Genomic DNA, 15,194 nt, shown 5'->3' with positions numbered 1-15,194 from the left:
ATGCCCTCCTGCTGCGGATTGGCCGCGCGGGCAGCGCTTGAACAGCGCATGCCTCGCACTCGCAGGCCTGTCTATAAGCTTAGACTAACCCACCGTGGAAAAGCTTACGCGGCCTGTCACGGCGCAGCGGCCAAGACTCATCCACCGACTGGCTGCCAAGATCGTCTTTTCGATCAAGGTGTTGCGGACAACGCCTCGACGATGGCATCGGCCACCGCGGGGGCGTGCTGCGGCGAGGCATGAAGATGGTGTCCGCCCTCCAGCACGCGACGGGTCAGGCGGCGAACGCGTGCTCGCGAAGCCACCCCTCGTGGACGTTCCCCGAGAATACCGTCACGCCCTTCGACCAGCAGTACCTCGCAGGCAATAGCCTCGAGCAGATTCGCGACCTGGTCATCGGTCAGCCGCACGGGGGAGGGGCGCAGCAGGCGCGGGTCGGTGCGCAGCCGCAGGCCGCCCTCGTCGCTGGAGGTCAGGTTCCTGGCCACGATGTCGCGCACCGTCTCGGCATCCACCGGGGTGGCGCCACCGGCGACCCGCGCCGCCACCGCGGTATCCAGATCGGCATAATGAGGAATCCGCGAGCGACGGCGACGCTGGGCCCGCAACGAACGCCCCAACTGGCCAGCGGTATCTTCAGGTGGGGTGGTCAAGGCCCCCAGACCGTCGATCAGCACCAGGCGCTCGATGCGTTCGGGCCAGGCCGCGGCGACCAGGCAGGCCACCCCGGCGCCGAGGGAGTGAGCCAGCACCGGGGCACAATCCAGTCCGAGATCATCCAGCGCATCGAGCAGGTCGTGGCAGTAGTCCCAGATGGCGTAGTCGTAGTCACCGGGCAGCCGCTCGGAGTGACCATGGCCGGCCATGTCGATGGCCACCAGGCGTATATCGAGCCGTTCGGCCAGCACCGGCGCTAAACGCGCAAAGCTTGCGGCGTTGTCGAGCCAGCCGTGCAGCGCCAGCCACACCGGCGCCTCCGTGCTTCCCCAGGCCAGTGCGGCCAGGCGCCCCTGTGCCAGGCGAAGCGCTTCTCCCGCTGGCTTCATTGCGTTGCCCCTTCGCCCAGCAGACGGTCGATCATGGCAAGCAAGGCGCGTCGCGTTGCCTCGGGCTGCTCCATCGGAAACATATGACTGCCGGGCACCCTGTCCAGGGCGATACCGCGCCGGCTGAGACGTCGGCAACGTGCCTCGGTCAGCAAGTCAGACGTCTCCCCTGCCAGCACACCCAGAGGTACTCGTACCTCCGTGGGCAGACGATCCAGATGGTGGGGCAGATGACGGAAGATCTCGACCTCGATATCCGGGTCATAGCTCAACACCACCGCGCCGTCCTCCAGGGTCGTGGTGCCGGCATCGATGTAGTCGTCCAGCGCCTCCTCGGTGAAGCTGCGAAACAGACCCTTGCGCCGAAGTTGAGCGCGCATCGCATCACGGCTTTTCCAACGGGTACGGCGCCCCTTGCTCTTGCCTGCCGGCGTCACTCGATCCACCATGCCGAGCCACTTGCTGACGCGCATGGCCAAGGCGTCGATGCCCAGCATCAGCGGCGGGTCGAGCATCACCACCGCCTGGAACCGCTCCGGCTCCTGGCGCGCCGCCATGGCGGTGATCACCCCGCCCATGGAGTGGCCGACACCGATAAAGGGTCCGGCCAGGTGGCGGGTGCTCTCGAGGTATTCATCACGCAATGCCAACCAGTTGTGGCCCACGGGAAAATCGGGATGGTGGCCGAGGCGATCGAGCGGCTGGACGTCGAAGCGCTCTGCGAGTGGTGCCAGCAGGCTTCTGTAACTGCCGCCGGGAAAGCCATTGGCGTGGGCGAACAGCAAGGTTGGGGTATCTGGCATGATTCTGTCTCATCCGATGAGAGGCGGCGACCCGCCGCTGTAGCCTTGGCAGGCTAACGGCATTACCCTAGGCCGCCAAGTGAACCAAAGCCTAGATTCCCCGGAATTCCCCCTGACTCCCCGCTACCAAGGAGCAACGCGTGTCCCGTAAACCCGCCCGCGATACCCGCCTGCGCAACCGTCTGTTCTTCACCACCGTGGCCGTGGCGGTGGTCATCGGACTCTGGCTGGCGCGCTGATATCTCTCCCTGACCCCGTCTCACTGCCGCTGACTTGCCGACCCTGTCTCGCTGAAAAGTGATGATGGCGTGCGTTATGAGCCAAGCCCTGCCGCGCCACCTCTCGTGCCCTCCCCCGACGTCCTGGCGTCCCTCCCTGGCGAAGGGTTAGCTTCAGGGACTGTCGACGCGGCAGCGCCAGCATCGAACGTCATGAATCAGAAGGAACGGGCGCGCTCGATCAACTGCTCGAGCTGCTTGCGCTCATCATCGCTTGGCATTTCCAGTGGGGCACGCACCGCGCCGGACGGACGGCCGATCAGGTCGGTGCCGGCCTTGATCAGGCTGACGGCGTAGCCTGCCTTGTGGTCGCGCAGGGCGACAAAGGGCAGGAAGAACTCGCGGGAGATCTTGCGCACGGTGTCGCTGTCACCGGCACGCAGGGCCTTGTAGAAGGTCACCGCCATGTCCGGCACGAAGTTGAACACCGCGCTGGAGTAGGTGTTTACGCCCACCGCCAGGTAAGCCTCGGCGATGATCTCGGCGGTGGGCACGCCCCCGACGTAGGCCAGTCGGTCGCCGACGGTCTTGATCACGCGGTTGAGCGCCTGCATGTCGCCCTTGCCGTCCTTGAGCCCCACCAGGTTGGGGTTGGCGTCGGCCAGCCGCTTGGCGGACTGAGCGTTGAGCACGCCGTTGCCACGGTTGTAATAGATCACGCTGACGCTGGTGGACTGGCAGATCCGGCTGGCGTATTCCACCAGGCCGTCCTGGGGACACTCTGTCAGGTAAGGCGGCATCAGCAGGATACCGTCGGCGCCCTCTTCCTCGGCGATGCGGGCGAACTCGGAACCGGTGGCCACGCTCAGACCGGCGCTGGCGATCACCGGCAGCTTACCATCGACGACTTCCACGGCCAGACGGACGATCGCACGGAATTCCTCCAGCGACAGGCTGAAGAACTCGCCGGTGCCACCGGCGACGAACACCGCCGAAATCTTGTGGCTGATGAACCACTCGAGACGCGCGCGATAGCTCTCGGCGTCGAAACGTCCTTCGGCGTCGAAGTCCGTGACCGGAAACGACAGCAGACCATCGCTGATCGCCTGCTTGACCTGTGCATGGGAAAATTTCACCGAAACGTCCTCCTGTCTTCGTCGTGAACGGACATGAGGGTTTCGACTCCCCGTCATGTCATACATCATACAAAGTACAAGTTAGCGACTTGTTTCAGGACTGACAAGGGACGCTATGGTAAATTGAGACCAAAGTTCAAGGCGCACCTCTCTGATCCCTTGTGGACGACCCGGCGCCACCATCAAGAGGCTTCACAGCGCGCCCATGTCATTGATCGATGTCTTCCTGTCGACGCTCAACATCAGCCTGCCGGTGTTTGCCATGGTGTTTATCGGCATTGCGCTCAAGCGACTCGGCTGGATCGATCAGGCCTTCGTCAATACGGCGTCGCGACTGGTGTTTCGCGCCACCCTGCCGGCCATGCTCTTTCTCAGCCTGATCCGCGCCGATCTGGAACACACCCTGAACCCCTGGATGCTGGCCTTCTTCGCACTGGCCACCATTGCAAGCTTCGTGCTCGCCTGGGGCTACGCTGCGCTTAGGGTCAAGCGTCACCAGCGCGGGGTCTATGTACAGGGCGCCTTTCGCGGCAACTGCGGAGTGGTTGGCCTGGCACTCGCCCACGGCATGTACGGCGAGGTGGGGCTATCGCTGGGGAGTCTGCTGCTGGGGGTGGTAATCCTCTGCTACAACGTGCTGTCGGTGGTGGTGCTGGCGGCATACCAACTGGACGAGGACGGCCGGCGCAAGGCCATCGACTGGAACAGCATCTTCCGCCATATCCTGACCAATCCGCTGATCCTGGCGGTTGTGGTCGCCACGCCCCTGGCGGCGCTGCAGGTCAGCCTGCCCGAGTGGATCGAGACCACCGGTGACTACTTTGCCTCCTTGACCCTGCCGCTGGCGCTGATCTGCATCGGCGCCACCATCTCCACCCGGGCGCTCAAGACCAGCTATCGCACCGCCGTCAGCGCAAGCTTCGCCAAGATGGTGGTGATCCCGCTGGTGGCCACCCTGGCGGCGCTGGGGCTTGGCTTTCGTGGTGCCGAGCTGGGCGTGCTGTTTCTATTCTTCGCAAGCCCCACCGCGGCGGCGGCCTTTGTGATGGCCAAGGCCATGGGCGGCGATGAGATCCTGACGGCCAATATCATCGCCCTCACCACTCTGGTGGCCAGTATCAGCGTGACGGTGGGTGTCTTCGCCCTGCGGCTCAACGGGCTGATCTAGTTCAGCCCTTGGCTTCAGTCCCCTCGACCACCTCGAACTGCTCGATACCGCCGCCCTCGCGGGTGGCCTCTGCCGGCAGCGGGTTGGCGTGGGCACGCTTGAAGTCATCGCTGCCGACCCAGGCACGAAACGCCGCCTGGCTCTCCCACTGGGTCTCCACCACGTAGGGCGCCTGGTTGCCCAGCGGCCTCAGCACACGCATGGCGACAAAGCCCGGCTGCTTGTCGATCTCTCCAGCGCGACGGCGAAAGCGCTCTTCGAACTCGTCCTCGAAGCCCGGATTGACGAAGATGCGGTTGTTGACGAAAAAGCTCATGGGCGTCCCTTCAGGTGAAAGCCCGCCAGTGACGGGCCTGTTCTATCGAGTGCGAAATATGGCAGACACGTCGCTTACACCACTCCAACTACTGCGGTCAGGGTCAGCGAAGTGACGATGGCGTGGTCATGCCCACCAGCCGCGCGCAACCAGCGGCTCTGACATCGGCTTCCAGTTCGGCGATAGCCGCGGTGACAAAGCCCACCCCGGCCCCTGCCCTGCCCTCCGCCAGCAGCCCGGTCAGGGCCGCGACCAGCGGCATATGGCTAACCAGCAGCAGCGGGCCCTCGTCACTTTCCAGCGTCAGCCAGTCCACCACGGCCTCGGGGGAATCGTCGGGGGTGATGATGTCCAGGGTATCGAGACTCACCTCGTCCGGCAGTGCTTCCAGCACCAGGGCGGCGGTCTGCTGGGCACGCACGTAGGGACTGGCCAGCACCTTGAGCCGGCCCCAGTCGATGTCGTCACGACTCGCCAGCCAGCGCCCCATGGCGCGAGCTTCGTCCTCGCCGCGGGTGGTCAGCCTGCGCGCCTCGTCGGGAAAGCCCGGAGTGGCCTCGCCGTGACGCATGATCCAGAGTCTATCCGCCATTCTTGGCCTCCGTCTGTCGCCGGTCCTGCTTGACGTCCTCGCGGGGGAGCACGAACTCGACGTCGCTGCTCTGCTCGCCGCGCATCAGCAGCTTGGCCATGTCACGGGCCGGCACGCCGCGAAACAACACCTGGTAGAGCCCTTCCGCCAACGGCATGTAGACGCCTTCGGCATCGGCCTTGTCGCGCACCAGCTTGACGGTATTGACCCCTTCGGCCACCTGGCCGAGAGACGCCACCGCTTCGTCCAGGCTCTGACCCTTGCCCATCGCGAAGCCGACGCGATAGTTGCGCGACAGTTCCGACGAGCAGGTCACGATCAGGTCGCCGACGCCGGCCAGCCCCAGGAAGGTCATCGGATTGGCGCCCTGGGATACGGCGAATCGGCTCATCTCGGCCAGCGCACGGGTCATCAGCATGCTGCGGGTGTTCTCGCCCATGCCCAGCGCCGCTGCCATGCCGGCGGCGATGGCGTAGATGTTCTTGAGCGCACCGCCAAGCTCGACCCCGTAGCGGTCATTGCTGGCGTAGACGCGGAAATAGTCACAGCCCAGCGCCGCCTGCACGCGGGATCGCGTCTCGGCGTCGTGGCTGGCGATCACCGTGGCGGTGAGCTGCTTCTGGGCCACCTCGGAGGCCAGGTTGGGCCCGGACAGCACGCCCACGTGGGCAAACCCCGTCTCGTCCTCGAGGATCTGGCTCATCAGCTTGAAGCCATCCTCCTGGATACCCTTGGTGGTGCTGACCAGAATCTGCTCGGGCTTGAGCCAGGGACGTGCCTGGCGCACCACCTCGGCGAAGGCCTTGGAGGGAATCGCCACCAGCACCAGGATGGCCTCCTCGAGCACCCACTCAAGTTCGGTGGACGCCTCGACCCTGGGGTTAATGGCGTAGTCGGGCAGGTAGCGCGGATTGCGATGATCACGATTGATGCTTTCCACCAGCGCGCCGTCCCTGAGCCATTGGCGCACGTGGAAGCCGTTATCGGCGGCGATGCTGGCCAGAGCGGTGCCGAAGCTCCCGCCCCCCAGCACCGCCACCCTGGTGTCCATGTCGGTCATGCTTGCTCCGCAGTCGATGAGTCTTGGTGGATTGTACCGAATCTGACGTCTCGACGAGGGATCTCGTCGCCACTTTGACTGACCTGGTGCCACAACGAGCAACGCCCCTCGAAAGGGGCGTCGTCGGGCCCCTGTGAAGAGGGGCGTCTTTGGGCCCCTTTAAACAGGGGCGTCGTCGGGCCCCTGTGAAGAGGGGCGTCTTTGGGCCCCTTTAAACAGGGGCGTCGTCGGGCCCCCGTGAAGAGGGGCGTCTATTTGCCCCCTTGAAGAGGGGCGTCTTCGGGCCCCTGCAAGGAGGGGCGTCTTCGGGCCCCTCGAAAGAGGAGCCCTGTACTACACGCGGCTCAGTTCAGTCGATCAGCGGAATCAGCGAATCGATACTGGCCCGGGCATCGCCGTAGAACATCCGGGTGTTCTCCTTGAAGAACAGCGGGTTCTCGATGCCCGAGTAGCCGGTTCCCTGACCACGCTTGCACACGAACACCTGCTTGGACTCCCACACCTTGAGCACCGGCATGCCGGCGATGGGGCTGTTGGGGTCTTCCTGGGCGGCCGGGTTCACGATGTCGTTGGAGCCGATGATGATGACCACGTCGGTGGAAGCGAAGTCATCATTGATCTCGTCCATCTCCAGCACGATATCGTAGGGTACCTTGGCCTCAGCCAGCAGCACGTTCATGTGACCCGGCAGACGACCTGCCACCGGGTGGATGCCGAAGCGCACCTCCTTGCCGGCGGAGCGCAGCTTGCGCACCAGTTCGCTGACCGCGTTCTGGGCCTGGGCCACCGCCATGCCATAACCCGGCACGATAATCACGCTGTCGGCGTCGTTGAGGGCGCTGCTGACGCCACCGGCGTCGATCGACACCTGCTCGCCCTCAATCTCCTGGGCCGGCCCCTGGGTACCGCCGAAGCCACCGAGGATGACGCTGACGAAGTTGCGGTTCATCGCCTTGCACATGATGTACGACAGGATGGCACCGGAGGAGCCCACCAGCGCACCGGTGACGATCAGCAGGTCATTGGACAGGGTGAAGCCGATAGCGGCCGCGGCCCAGCCCGAGTAGCTGTTGAGCATCGACACCACCACCGGCATGTCGGCGCCGCCGATGCCGAGGATCAGGTGCCAGCCGATGAAGAAGGCAAGCAGAGCGATCAGCAACAGTGTCCAGAAGCCGGCACCGTTGAGGTAGGCGATGGCCAGCACCAGCGAGAGAATCGCCGCACCGGCGTTCAGGGCATGACCGCCGGGGTACTTCTTCGGCTTGCCGTCGATCTTGCCGGCCAGCTTGCCGAAGGCGATCACCGAGCCGGTGAAGGTCACCGCACCGATGAACACGCCCAGCACCACCTCGACCTGCAGGAAGGTCAGCTCGGCAGGTGTCTTGTAGGCCAGCGTAGCGGCGAACGCCGACAGGCCGTCGAGGGACTCACCGGCCGCCTTCAGCGCCAGCACCCGGGCGCGTTCCATCTCGGCGTTCCAGCCGACAAACACCGCCGCCAGACCGACGAAGGAGTGCAGCGCCGCCACCAGCTGCGGCATCTGGGTCATCTCGACCCGCTTCGCCACCATGGTGCCGACCACGGCACCGACGATCATCAACGGAATCATCAGCCAGTAGTTGCCGATGTTCGGGCCGAGCATGACGGAGAACACCGCCAGGCCCATACCGACGATGCCGTACCACACCGCGCGCTTGGCCTTTTCCTGATTGCTCAGTCCTCCCAGCGAGAGGATGAACAGCACACTCGCCGCGATCGCCGCGGCGGTTACGAATTGTTGTCCTAGCATTTCGTCTCTCCGCGGTTCAGGACTTCTGGAACATGGCCAGCATCCGGCGTGTCACCAGGAAGCCACCCACGACGTTGATGGAAGCGATCAGCACCGAGATGCCCGCCAGCAAGGCGACCAACCAGCTACCCGAGCCCACCTGGAGCACGGCACCGAGGATGATGATCCCGGAAATCGCATTGGTCACCGCCATCAGCGGCGTGTGCAGAGAGTGACTGACGTTCCAGATGACCTGAAAACCGACGAAGCAGGCCAGCGCGAAGACGATAAGGTGCTGCATGAAGGACGCCGGCGCCACCAGACCGAGCAGCCCCATGACGATGCCGCCGACCGCCAGCATGGTGACCTGGCTCTTGGTCTGCTTCATGAAGGCGGCGTGTTCGGCAGCCTTGCGCTCCTCCGGTGTCGGCTCCTTCTCCTTGGGCTTCGGCTTGGCCGCGGCGATGGCCTTGACCTTGGGCGGAGGCGGCGGAAAGGTGACCTCACCCTGGTGGGTGACGGTCGCGCCACGGATCACGTCGTCTTCCATGTCGTGAACGATCTTGCCGTCCTTCTCCGGCGTCAGATCGGTCAGCATGTGACGGATATTGGTCGAGTACAGCAGCGACGACTGGGTGGCCATGCGCGACGGGAAGTCGGTATAGCCGACCACGATGACGCCGTTGTCGGTAACCACGCGCTCATCAGGCTTGGTCAGGTCGCAGTTGCCGCCCTTCTCGGCGGCCAGGTCGACCACCACAGAGCCCGGCTTCATCGCCTTGACCATGTCCTCGAGCCACAGCTTGGGAGCCGGGCGTCCGGGGATCAGGGCGGTGGTGATGACGATATCCACCTCGGGGGCCTGCTGACGGAACAGCTCGAGCTGCTTTTCGCGGAACTCGGGGCTGGAGGGCGCCGCGTAGCCACCGCTTTCGGAGCCGTCCTGGGAGTCCTCGAAATCGAGGAACAGGAACTCGGCGCCCATGGACTCGATCTGCTCGGAGACCTCGGGGCGCACGTCGAAGGCTCGCACCACCGCACCAAGGCTGGTGGCGGTACCGATGGCGGCAAGACCGGCAACGCCGGCACCGATGATCAGCACCTTGGCCGGCGGCACCTTGCCCGCGGCGGTGACCTGACCGGTGAAGAAGCGCCCGAACTGGTTGCCTGCCTCGATCACCGCGCGATAGCCGGCGATGTTGGCGGTGGAGGACAGCGCATCCATCTTCTGGGCGCGGGAAATCCGCGGCACCATGTCCATGGCGACGACGCTGGCACCCTTGTCCTTGCAGGTCTCGAGCATCTCCTCGTTCTGGGCCGGCCAGAAGAAGCTGATCAGGGTCTGGTCCTGGCGCAGCAGGTCGGACTCTTCCTTCTGTGGCTCGCGCACCTTGACGACCACGTCGGCCTGCTCGAATACCGCCTCCATGCTGTCGACGATAGTGACACCGGCCTCTTCATAGGCGGCGTCGGTAAAGCCGGCAAGCTCACCTGCGCCCGTCTCGATCAGGCACTCGTGACCCAGCTTCTGAATGTGTCCGGCGCTCTCGGGCGTCAGCGCGACACGCGCCTCGCCCTTATGCCGTTCCCTTGGTGCTCCTATCTTCACGATGGATCTCCCATGTGGCCAACGTTATTACGATTGCTTGTTATGGTTTCTTGTTGTCATTCCTACCAGTGTTACCTCTTGTGGCTAGTCTGCACAAGAGGGGATCGCCAGTAATTTGTGCACTGCAATGTGAGAGCAACCACCTGAATCCATTAAGAGAACCGGCACGAAGCGGGGTGTAACCTTATGCCCTTCCGAGCCTCCCAGGCCCGGCGTGCCCGGTCTGGCGGCGTGATCACACCCTGGTGGCAACCTCTGAAGAGAAACAACGCGGATTTGTGACTGCCAACAACCTCCCTTTCGAGCTTGAACAAGCGCTCACCCAGCGACATATTCGCTCAGAAAAAACGCCGACCATCTGCGCTGCCTTGCCGACAGGATGGACGAAAAGATAGCTGAAAGGATGACGGATAGCGCTGGCAATAGCGCTGGCAAAAGCGCTGGCAAAGCAACAGGCGACGCACAGCGCGTCCACTCGACATCGCCTGTTCAGAGCGCTGCTCCGTGCCAACGCGGCCCTTACGGATACAGAATGACCTTGGCGGCGGCGCTGCGCCCGCTTGCCAGCTCCTCGAAGGCGGCCGGCCCCTCGGCCAGAGGCCGCTTCTCGACCCAGGACAGCTCCCCCAGCGCACCGGCGTCGAGCAGTGCGACGGCAGCGCGAAGATCACCGAAGCTGTAGGTGTAGGCACCAAGAAAACTCAGCTCCTTCAAGGTGATGGCGCGGGTATCGGTGACCCCATCGTTGTCCTGCAGACCAAGGTGCATGATGGCGCCACCAGGACTAGCCGAGGCCACCGCCATCTTGCGCGTGGGGCCAGCTCCCACACAGTCGAACACCGCTTCCACCGAGTCGGCCCGGGGCGGCGCTTCGCGCGGGTCGAAGGCCTCGAGCCCGACCCTGAGCGCCGCCTCCCGGCGCAGCGGGTTGAGATCGGCGATACGCAGCGAGCGCACCCCGCGCTGGCGCAGGATCAAGGCGGTCATCAGGCCAATGGCGCCGGCACCGATCACCAGCACCCGGGACTCCGCCAGCGGGCGATCGAGCACCCGCTCCAGGCGGTGAATACCATGCACTGCGGTCGCCACCGGCTCGGTCATGGCGGCGACCTCGGCGCTGAGCGTCTGTGGCAGCTCGATCAGGCTGTGATCGGCGATGTTGACCGTCTCGGCGAAGCTGCCGGGGCGATTCATGCCGATCATGCTGCGGTTCTCGCATAGATTCTGGCGCCCGGCCTGGCAGTACTCGCAGTGGCCGCAGACGATCAGCGGGTTCATGGTGACCCGCTTGCCCTTCCAGGCACCCTCGACCACCCGTCCCGCGACCTCGTGGCCCAGGATCATCGGCGGCACCCGCCGGGGATCATGGCCATGGTAGGCATGCAGGTCGGAACCGCAGATGCCGGTGGCCTCCACCTGCACCCGCGACTCCCCCGGCTTGAGCGGCTCGGGCTCGGTGCCACGCATCTCCATCTGCTCGCGACCGACGTAGAACAAGGCTTGCATGGTGAGTCTCCTGAATCACTTGGCGGTAAAGCCGCCATCGACGTGAAGGATCTGGCCGGTGACGTAGGCCGAGGCCGGGGACGCCAGGAATACCGCTGGTCCCGCGATATCCTCAAGCCTTCCGTTACGGCCGATGGCGGTCTGGCGCGCCAGCGCCTCGGACCTGGCCGCATCGTCGAACACCGGTGAGGTCAGCTCGGTAGGAAAGAATCCCGGCGCCAGCGCATTGGCGTTGATACCGTGGCGCGACCAGGCCTCGGCCATGGCGCGGGTCAGCTGGGCGATGCCACCCTTGCCGGCGCCATAAGGGGCGCTGTCGGGAAAGGCACGACTGGACTGCAGCGAGGCCAGGTTGATGATGCGACCGTAGCCCGCCGCGCGCATCCCCGGCACCAGCGCCCGTGACAGAAAGAACGGCGTGCCCAGGTGGAGCTGCAGGGTCAGCTCCCACGAGGCCAGATCGACCTCTTCTGCCGGCTGGCGCAGGTTCACCCCGGCGGCGTTGACCACAATCTGGGGATCGCCAAACGCCTCGGTGGCGCGACGTGCCACCTCTTCGAGGCCCCTGGCGTCGGCCAGGTCGGCGCTGAGGGCGGCCGCCTGGCCGCCCATGCTCCGAATCCGCTCCACTCCCGCATCCAGCGCGTCCTGACGCCTGGCGGCCAGCACCACCCGGGCGCCGCTCGCCGCCAGTGCCTCGCCGATGGCAAGACCCAGCCCGCTACTGCCCCCGGTGACCAGCGCCACCCGTCCGTCGAGGTCGAAATCGGGACGCATGGTCATACGTCCTCTTCCACCGCCAGCACAAAGCGCTCATCCGGATAGTACTTGGCCAGACGGATATCGCCGGTACGGGCATGGCCTTCCATGCCCTCGCAGCGCGACAGCCTGGCGGCGGTGGCGGCTACGGTGCGGGTGGCCTCGCGGCTCTGGCGCTGGTAGGTCACGATCTTGAGGAACTTCTGGGCGCACAGCCCGCCGGTGTAACGCGCCGCCCCCTTGGTCGGGAGGATATGATTGGTGCCCGAACACTTGTCGCCGAACGCCACCGAAGCCTCCTCGCCGACGAACAGCGAGCCGTAGCTGTTGAGGCGCTCCATCCACCAGTCCAGATCCTCAACCTGCAGTTCCAGATGTTCGGAGGCGTAACGATCGCTGACCTCGACGGCTTCCTCCCGGGTATCGCAGACGATGATCTCGCCGTAGTCGCGCCAGGCGGCGTCGGCAGCCTTGCGCTGGGTTTCCGGCAGGTCATCGATACGCGCCTGGATGCGCTGATCCACCGATTCGGCCAGTTCGCGCGAGGTGGTGAACAGCCAGGCCGGCGAATCCGGGCCGTGCTCGGCCTGGCCAACCAGGTCCTCGACCACGATATCGGGATCGGCGCTGTGATCGGCGATGATGCCGATCTCGGTGGGCCCGGCGAACATGTCGATGCCGCAGCGTCCGAACAACTGACGCTTGGACTCGGCGACGAAGCGGTTGCCGGGGCCGACCAGAATATCGGCGGGCTTGCCGGTGAACAGTCCAAAGGCCATGGAGGCGATGCCCTGAACCCCGCCCATCTGCAGGATGACGTCGGCACCGGCGAGATCCATCGCATAGAGGATGGCCGGGTGGATGCCGTTCTCGTCCCGCGGCACCGAACAGGCCACCACGTTCTTGACCCCGGCCACCTTGGCGGTGGCCACACTCATGATCGCCGAGGCAATATGCGCGTAGCGGCCACCGGGCACGTAGCAACCGGCGGTCTCCATCGGGATCAGCTTCTGCCCGGCGAACAGGCCCGGAGACAGCTCGGTCTCGAAGCCCTGGATGCTGTCGCGCTGGGCAGCGGCAAACCGGCTGACGCGCTCATAGGCGAAGTGGATATCCTGCTTGAGCTGCTCGGGGACCTTCTCCCTGGCCGCCTCGATCTGGTCACGGCTGACGATGACGTCACCTTCCCAGCCGTCGAGTTCGCGACAGTACTCCCGCGCCTTGGCCTCTCCCCCGGCCTCGATCTCGGCGAGCATGCGCGAGACGACTTCATGGGTCTGGGTGTCGTTGCTGGAGGCATTCTTGTCGGCTTGCTTGTAGTAGTGAATCGCCATGTTGAGTCTCCTTGAGGTCATCGGCCGGTATCGGTCGCCACACATGCTTGAGTCTTGAGCATGCGCAGTGCCTAGGCGCTGTCCGAAAAGTCGACGAGCGAAGGTTAGACAAGGCAAAAAATCGGTGAGACAGCGCAGTTTACGGGGTGTAAATGAGCATGTTGATCCGATTTTTAACGCCGTATTACCGAGCGCAGGCACTTTTCAGACAAGCCCTAGGGTGTGCCGTCGACTCGGCCGTGATGCGCCGACGGCGTCGTTGTTCTGGTGAGCGTTGCTCTGGCGAGGCGTGGGCCAGCCAGTCGCCTAGCGTCGCCCTTGCCCTCGCTTCGTATCTTTACGCCCACACTTTTGTAAGCGCTTACAAATCCGTTGAAAAAAGGGGGAAGACAGCTCTCCCCCAACCTCTCCCTGGGCTCAGTCCGAAAAGTCGACGAGCGAAGGTTAGACAAGGCAAAAATCGGTGAGAAAGCGCAGTTTACGGGGTGTAAATGAGCATTTTGACCGGGCTGGCGCACCAGCCGATTTTTAACGCCGTATTACCGAGCGCAGGCACTTTTCAGACGAGCCCTACCCTATCGCCCAGGTCGACAACCAAGGCAAATAAGCGATCATCAACACCACGATCAGCATCCCCAGCACGAACGGCAGCGCGTAGCGAGCGATCGACAGGACCGAACAGCGGGTCAAGCCGGACACCACGAACAGGTTGAGTCCCAGCGGTGGCGTGATGAAGCCAAGCCCCAGGGTGGTGACCATCAGGATCGCGAAGTGGAACTCGTTCATCCCCGCCTCCAGCGCCAGCGGCAGCAGCAGCGGTGCCAGGATGACGATGTTGGGGGTGGTTTCCATCACGCAGCCAGCCAGCACCAGAATGCCGATCATCATCAGGATCATCAGCCAGGGGGCGTCGGTGACACCGCTGATTCCGCTGACCAGGGTCTGGGGGATATCGAGGCTGGCCAGGCTCTGCGCCAGCGGCAGGGACACCGCGATGATCGGCACGATGACGCCGCACACCCGCGCCGAACTCTCCAGCATGCGCGGAATGTCACCCAGCGTCAGGCGCCCCTGGCGCAGGCCGATGATGACCACCACCACCACGGCCACCGATGCCGCCTCGGTAGGAGTGAAGATGCCGGTGTAGATGCCGCCCAGGATCACCACCGGTACGAACAGCGCCCAGCGGGCGTCCCATACGGTGTCGATCCAGCGTCGCCAGGAGAAACGCTCGCGATCGCCTTCGAAGCCGTAGATGCGATTGAGCACCATATTGGTGGCCATGACCGAGATCATCACCATCACCCCGGGGATCGCCGCCGCCAGAAACAGCGTCGAGGCGGACATGCCCAGCACCAGGCCCATCACGATATAGGCGATCGACGGCGGGATCAGGATGCCGGTGCAGGCACCGGAGGCCACCAGCGCACAGGCCGCCGGCAACGGATAGCCGCGCTCCACCAGCCGGGGAATGGTCATGCGCCCCACCGCCGCGGCACCCGCCGCGTCCGAGCCGGAGATGCAGGCAAAGAAGCCGCAGCCCAGCGTCGTCGAGCTGCCAAGGCCGGTCTTGAGCCCGCCGACGCTGGCCTCGGCCACATCCAGCAACTTGCCGGAAAGCCCCGAGCGCACCAGGGCATCACCGGTCAGGATAAACAGCGGCACCGCGATCAGCGCAAAGGCGTTGATGCCTTCGAACAGCGACTCGCCGAACACCGACAGCGGCAAGGTCTCGGTAAAGGTCAGCATGCCCAGGGTGCCGAGACCGATGGCGACCCACACCGGCACCCCGACCAGGATCATCACGATCAGCGCCGCCAGCGGCGCATAGAAGGTCCAGTCCAGGGAGGCCGCGGCCTGTTGAAGTTCCATGAAT

General features: G+C 64.6%; 13 protein-coding genes. 1 reads left to right on the top strand and 12 read right to left on the bottom strand.

Annotated features, from left to right (window positions below):
* Positions 1-173: 173 nt before the first annotated feature.
* From NFG57_RS05035 to kdgD, 3 genes are all read right to left on the bottom strand, one after another.
* Positions 174-1,046 carry an alpha/beta hydrolase gene (locus NFG57_RS05035; RefSeq protein WP_348815537.1) on the bottom strand — a complete coding sequence of 291 codons (873 nt, stop codon included), beginning with the start codon at positions 1,044-1,046 and terminating at the stop codon, positions 174-176.
* Entirely contained in the window at positions 1,043-1,849 is an 807-nt protein-coding gene (locus NFG57_RS05030; protein ID WP_348815535.1) for an alpha/beta hydrolase, read from the bottom strand. Before NFG57_RS05030 ends, NFG57_RS05035 begins: the two co-directional genes overlap by 4 nt.
* Positions 1,850-2,285: 436 nt before the next feature.
* Positions 2,286-3,203, bottom strand: a complete 918-nt coding sequence (gene kdgD / locus NFG57_RS05025; protein WP_108449790.1) for a 5-dehydro-4-deoxyglucarate dehydratase — start codon at positions 3,201-3,203, stop codon at positions 2,286-2,288.
* Positions 3,204-3,408: 205 nt separating this feature from the next.
* Between kdgD and NFG57_RS05020 the strand changes: the two genes are divergently transcribed.
* On the top strand, positions 3,409-4,371 hold the full coding sequence (locus NFG57_RS05020) for an AEC family transporter (RefSeq protein WP_348815534.1): 963 nt from the start codon (positions 3,409-3,411) through the stop codon (positions 4,369-4,371).
* A 1-nt stretch (position 4,372) separates the two neighbouring features.
* Here NFG57_RS05020 and NFG57_RS05015 read toward each other — a convergent pair whose 3' ends face one another.
* The 9 genes from NFG57_RS05015 to NFG57_RS04975 all read right to left on the bottom strand — a co-directional run bounded on the left by NFG57_RS05015 (position 4,373) and on the right by NFG57_RS04975 (position 15,190).
* The gene (locus NFG57_RS05015) at positions 4,373-4,687 is read right to left on the bottom strand and encodes an antibiotic biosynthesis monooxygenase (protein ID WP_045991811.1); all 315 of its coding nucleotides are present in this window, start codon (positions 4,685-4,687) and stop codon (positions 4,373-4,375) included.
* A 103-nt stretch (positions 4,688-4,790) separates the two neighbouring features.
* Complete coding sequence (gene sixA, locus NFG57_RS05010) at positions 4,791-5,279, bottom strand: phosphohistidine phosphatase SixA (protein WP_045991812.1); 489 nt, start codon at positions 5,277-5,279, stop codon at positions 4,791-4,793.
* The gene (locus tag NFG57_RS05005) at positions 5,269-6,339 is read right to left on the bottom strand and encodes an NAD(P)H-dependent glycerol-3-phosphate dehydrogenase (RefSeq protein WP_045991813.1); all 1,071 of its coding nucleotides are present in this window, start codon (positions 6,337-6,339) and stop codon (positions 5,269-5,271) included. The genes sixA and NFG57_RS05005 overlap by 11 nt, the downstream gene beginning before the upstream one ends.
* Positions 6,340-6,688: 349 nt before the next feature.
* Positions 6,689-8,131, bottom strand: coding sequence for an NAD(P)(+) transhydrogenase (Re/Si-specific) subunit beta (locus tag NFG57_RS05000; protein ID WP_045991814.1), 1,443 nt, complete (start codon positions 8,129-8,131; stop codon positions 6,689-6,691).
* Between the two features lie 16 nt (positions 8,132-8,147).
* Positions 8,148-9,719: a Re/Si-specific NAD(P)(+) transhydrogenase subunit alpha gene (locus NFG57_RS04995; protein WP_348815533.1), complete on the bottom strand. Its 1,572-nt coding sequence runs from the start codon at positions 9,717-9,719 to the stop codon at positions 8,148-8,150.
* A 519-nt stretch (positions 9,720-10,238) separates the two neighbouring features.
* Positions 10,239-11,225, bottom strand: a complete 987-nt coding sequence (locus tag NFG57_RS04990; protein ID WP_348815532.1) for an alcohol dehydrogenase catalytic domain-containing protein — start codon at positions 11,223-11,225, stop codon at positions 10,239-10,241.
* Positions 11,226-11,240: 15 nt separating this feature from the next.
* Positions 11,241-12,008 (bottom strand): SDR family oxidoreductase, encoded by a 768-nt coding sequence (locus NFG57_RS04985; protein WP_222515526.1) that lies wholly within the window; start codon positions 12,006-12,008, stop codon positions 11,241-11,243.
* Positions 12,005-13,318 carry a histidinol dehydrogenase gene (gene hisD / locus NFG57_RS04980; protein WP_348815531.1) on the bottom strand — a complete coding sequence of 438 codons (1,314 nt, stop codon included), beginning with the start codon at positions 13,316-13,318 and terminating at the stop codon, positions 12,005-12,007. Before hisD ends, NFG57_RS04985 begins: the two co-directional genes overlap by 4 nt.
* 570 nt (positions 13,319-13,888) lie before the next feature.
* Positions 13,889-15,190, bottom strand: a complete 1,302-nt coding sequence (locus NFG57_RS04975) for a TRAP transporter large permease (protein ID WP_231498473.1) — start codon at positions 15,188-15,190, stop codon at positions 13,889-13,891.
* Positions 15,191-15,194 lie beyond the last annotated feature (4 nt).

This window comes from Halomonas sp. H10-59, assembly GCF_040070555.1.
GTDB classification, from domain to species: domain Bacteria; phylum Pseudomonadota; class Gammaproteobacteria; order Pseudomonadales; family Halomonadaceae; genus Halomonas; species Halomonas litopenaei.
The sequence above is the reverse complement of the archived record's forward strand: the minus strand, read 5'-3'. Positions and strand labels throughout refer to the sequence as shown.

Coding starts and splice junctions, on each gene's coding strand:
- NFG57_RS05020 (WP_348815534.1), top strand. CDS start 3,409: ATGTCATTGATCGATGTCTTCCTGTCGACGCTCAACATCAGCCTGCCG.
- NFG57_RS05015 (WP_045991811.1), bottom strand. CDS start 4,687: ATGAGCTTTTTCGTCAACAACCGCATCTTCGTCAATCCGGGCTTCGAG.
- NFG57_RS04985 (WP_222515526.1), bottom strand. CDS start 12,008: ATGACCATGCGTCCCGATTTCGACCTCGACGGACGGGTGGCGCTGGTC.
- hisD (WP_348815531.1), bottom strand. CDS start 13,318: ATGGCGATTCACTACTACAAGCAAGCCGACAAGAATGCCTCCAGCAAC.
- NFG57_RS05035 (WP_348815537.1), bottom strand. CDS start 1,046: ATGAAGCCAGCGGGAGAAGCGCTTCGCCTGGCACAGGGGCGCCTGGCC.
- NFG57_RS05030 (WP_348815535.1), bottom strand. CDS start 1,849: ATGCCAGATACCCCAACCTTGCTGTTCGCCCACGCCAATGGCTTTCCC.
- NFG57_RS04990 (WP_348815532.1), bottom strand. CDS start 11,225: ATGCAAGCCTTGTTCTACGTCGGTCGCGAGCAGATGGAGATGCGTGGC.
- NFG57_RS05005 (WP_045991813.1), bottom strand. CDS start 6,339: ATGACCGACATGGACACCAGGGTGGCGGTGCTGGGGGGCGGGAGCTTC.
- NFG57_RS05000 (WP_045991814.1), bottom strand. CDS start 8,131: ATGCTAGGACAACAATTCGTAACCGCCGCGGCGATCGCGGCGAGTGTG.
- sixA (WP_045991812.1), bottom strand. CDS start 5,279: ATGGCGGATAGACTCTGGATCATGCGTCACGGCGAGGCCACTCCGGGC.
- NFG57_RS04975 (WP_231498473.1), bottom strand. CDS start 15,190: ATGGAACTTCAACAGGCCGCGGCCTCCCTGGACTGGACCTTCTATGCG.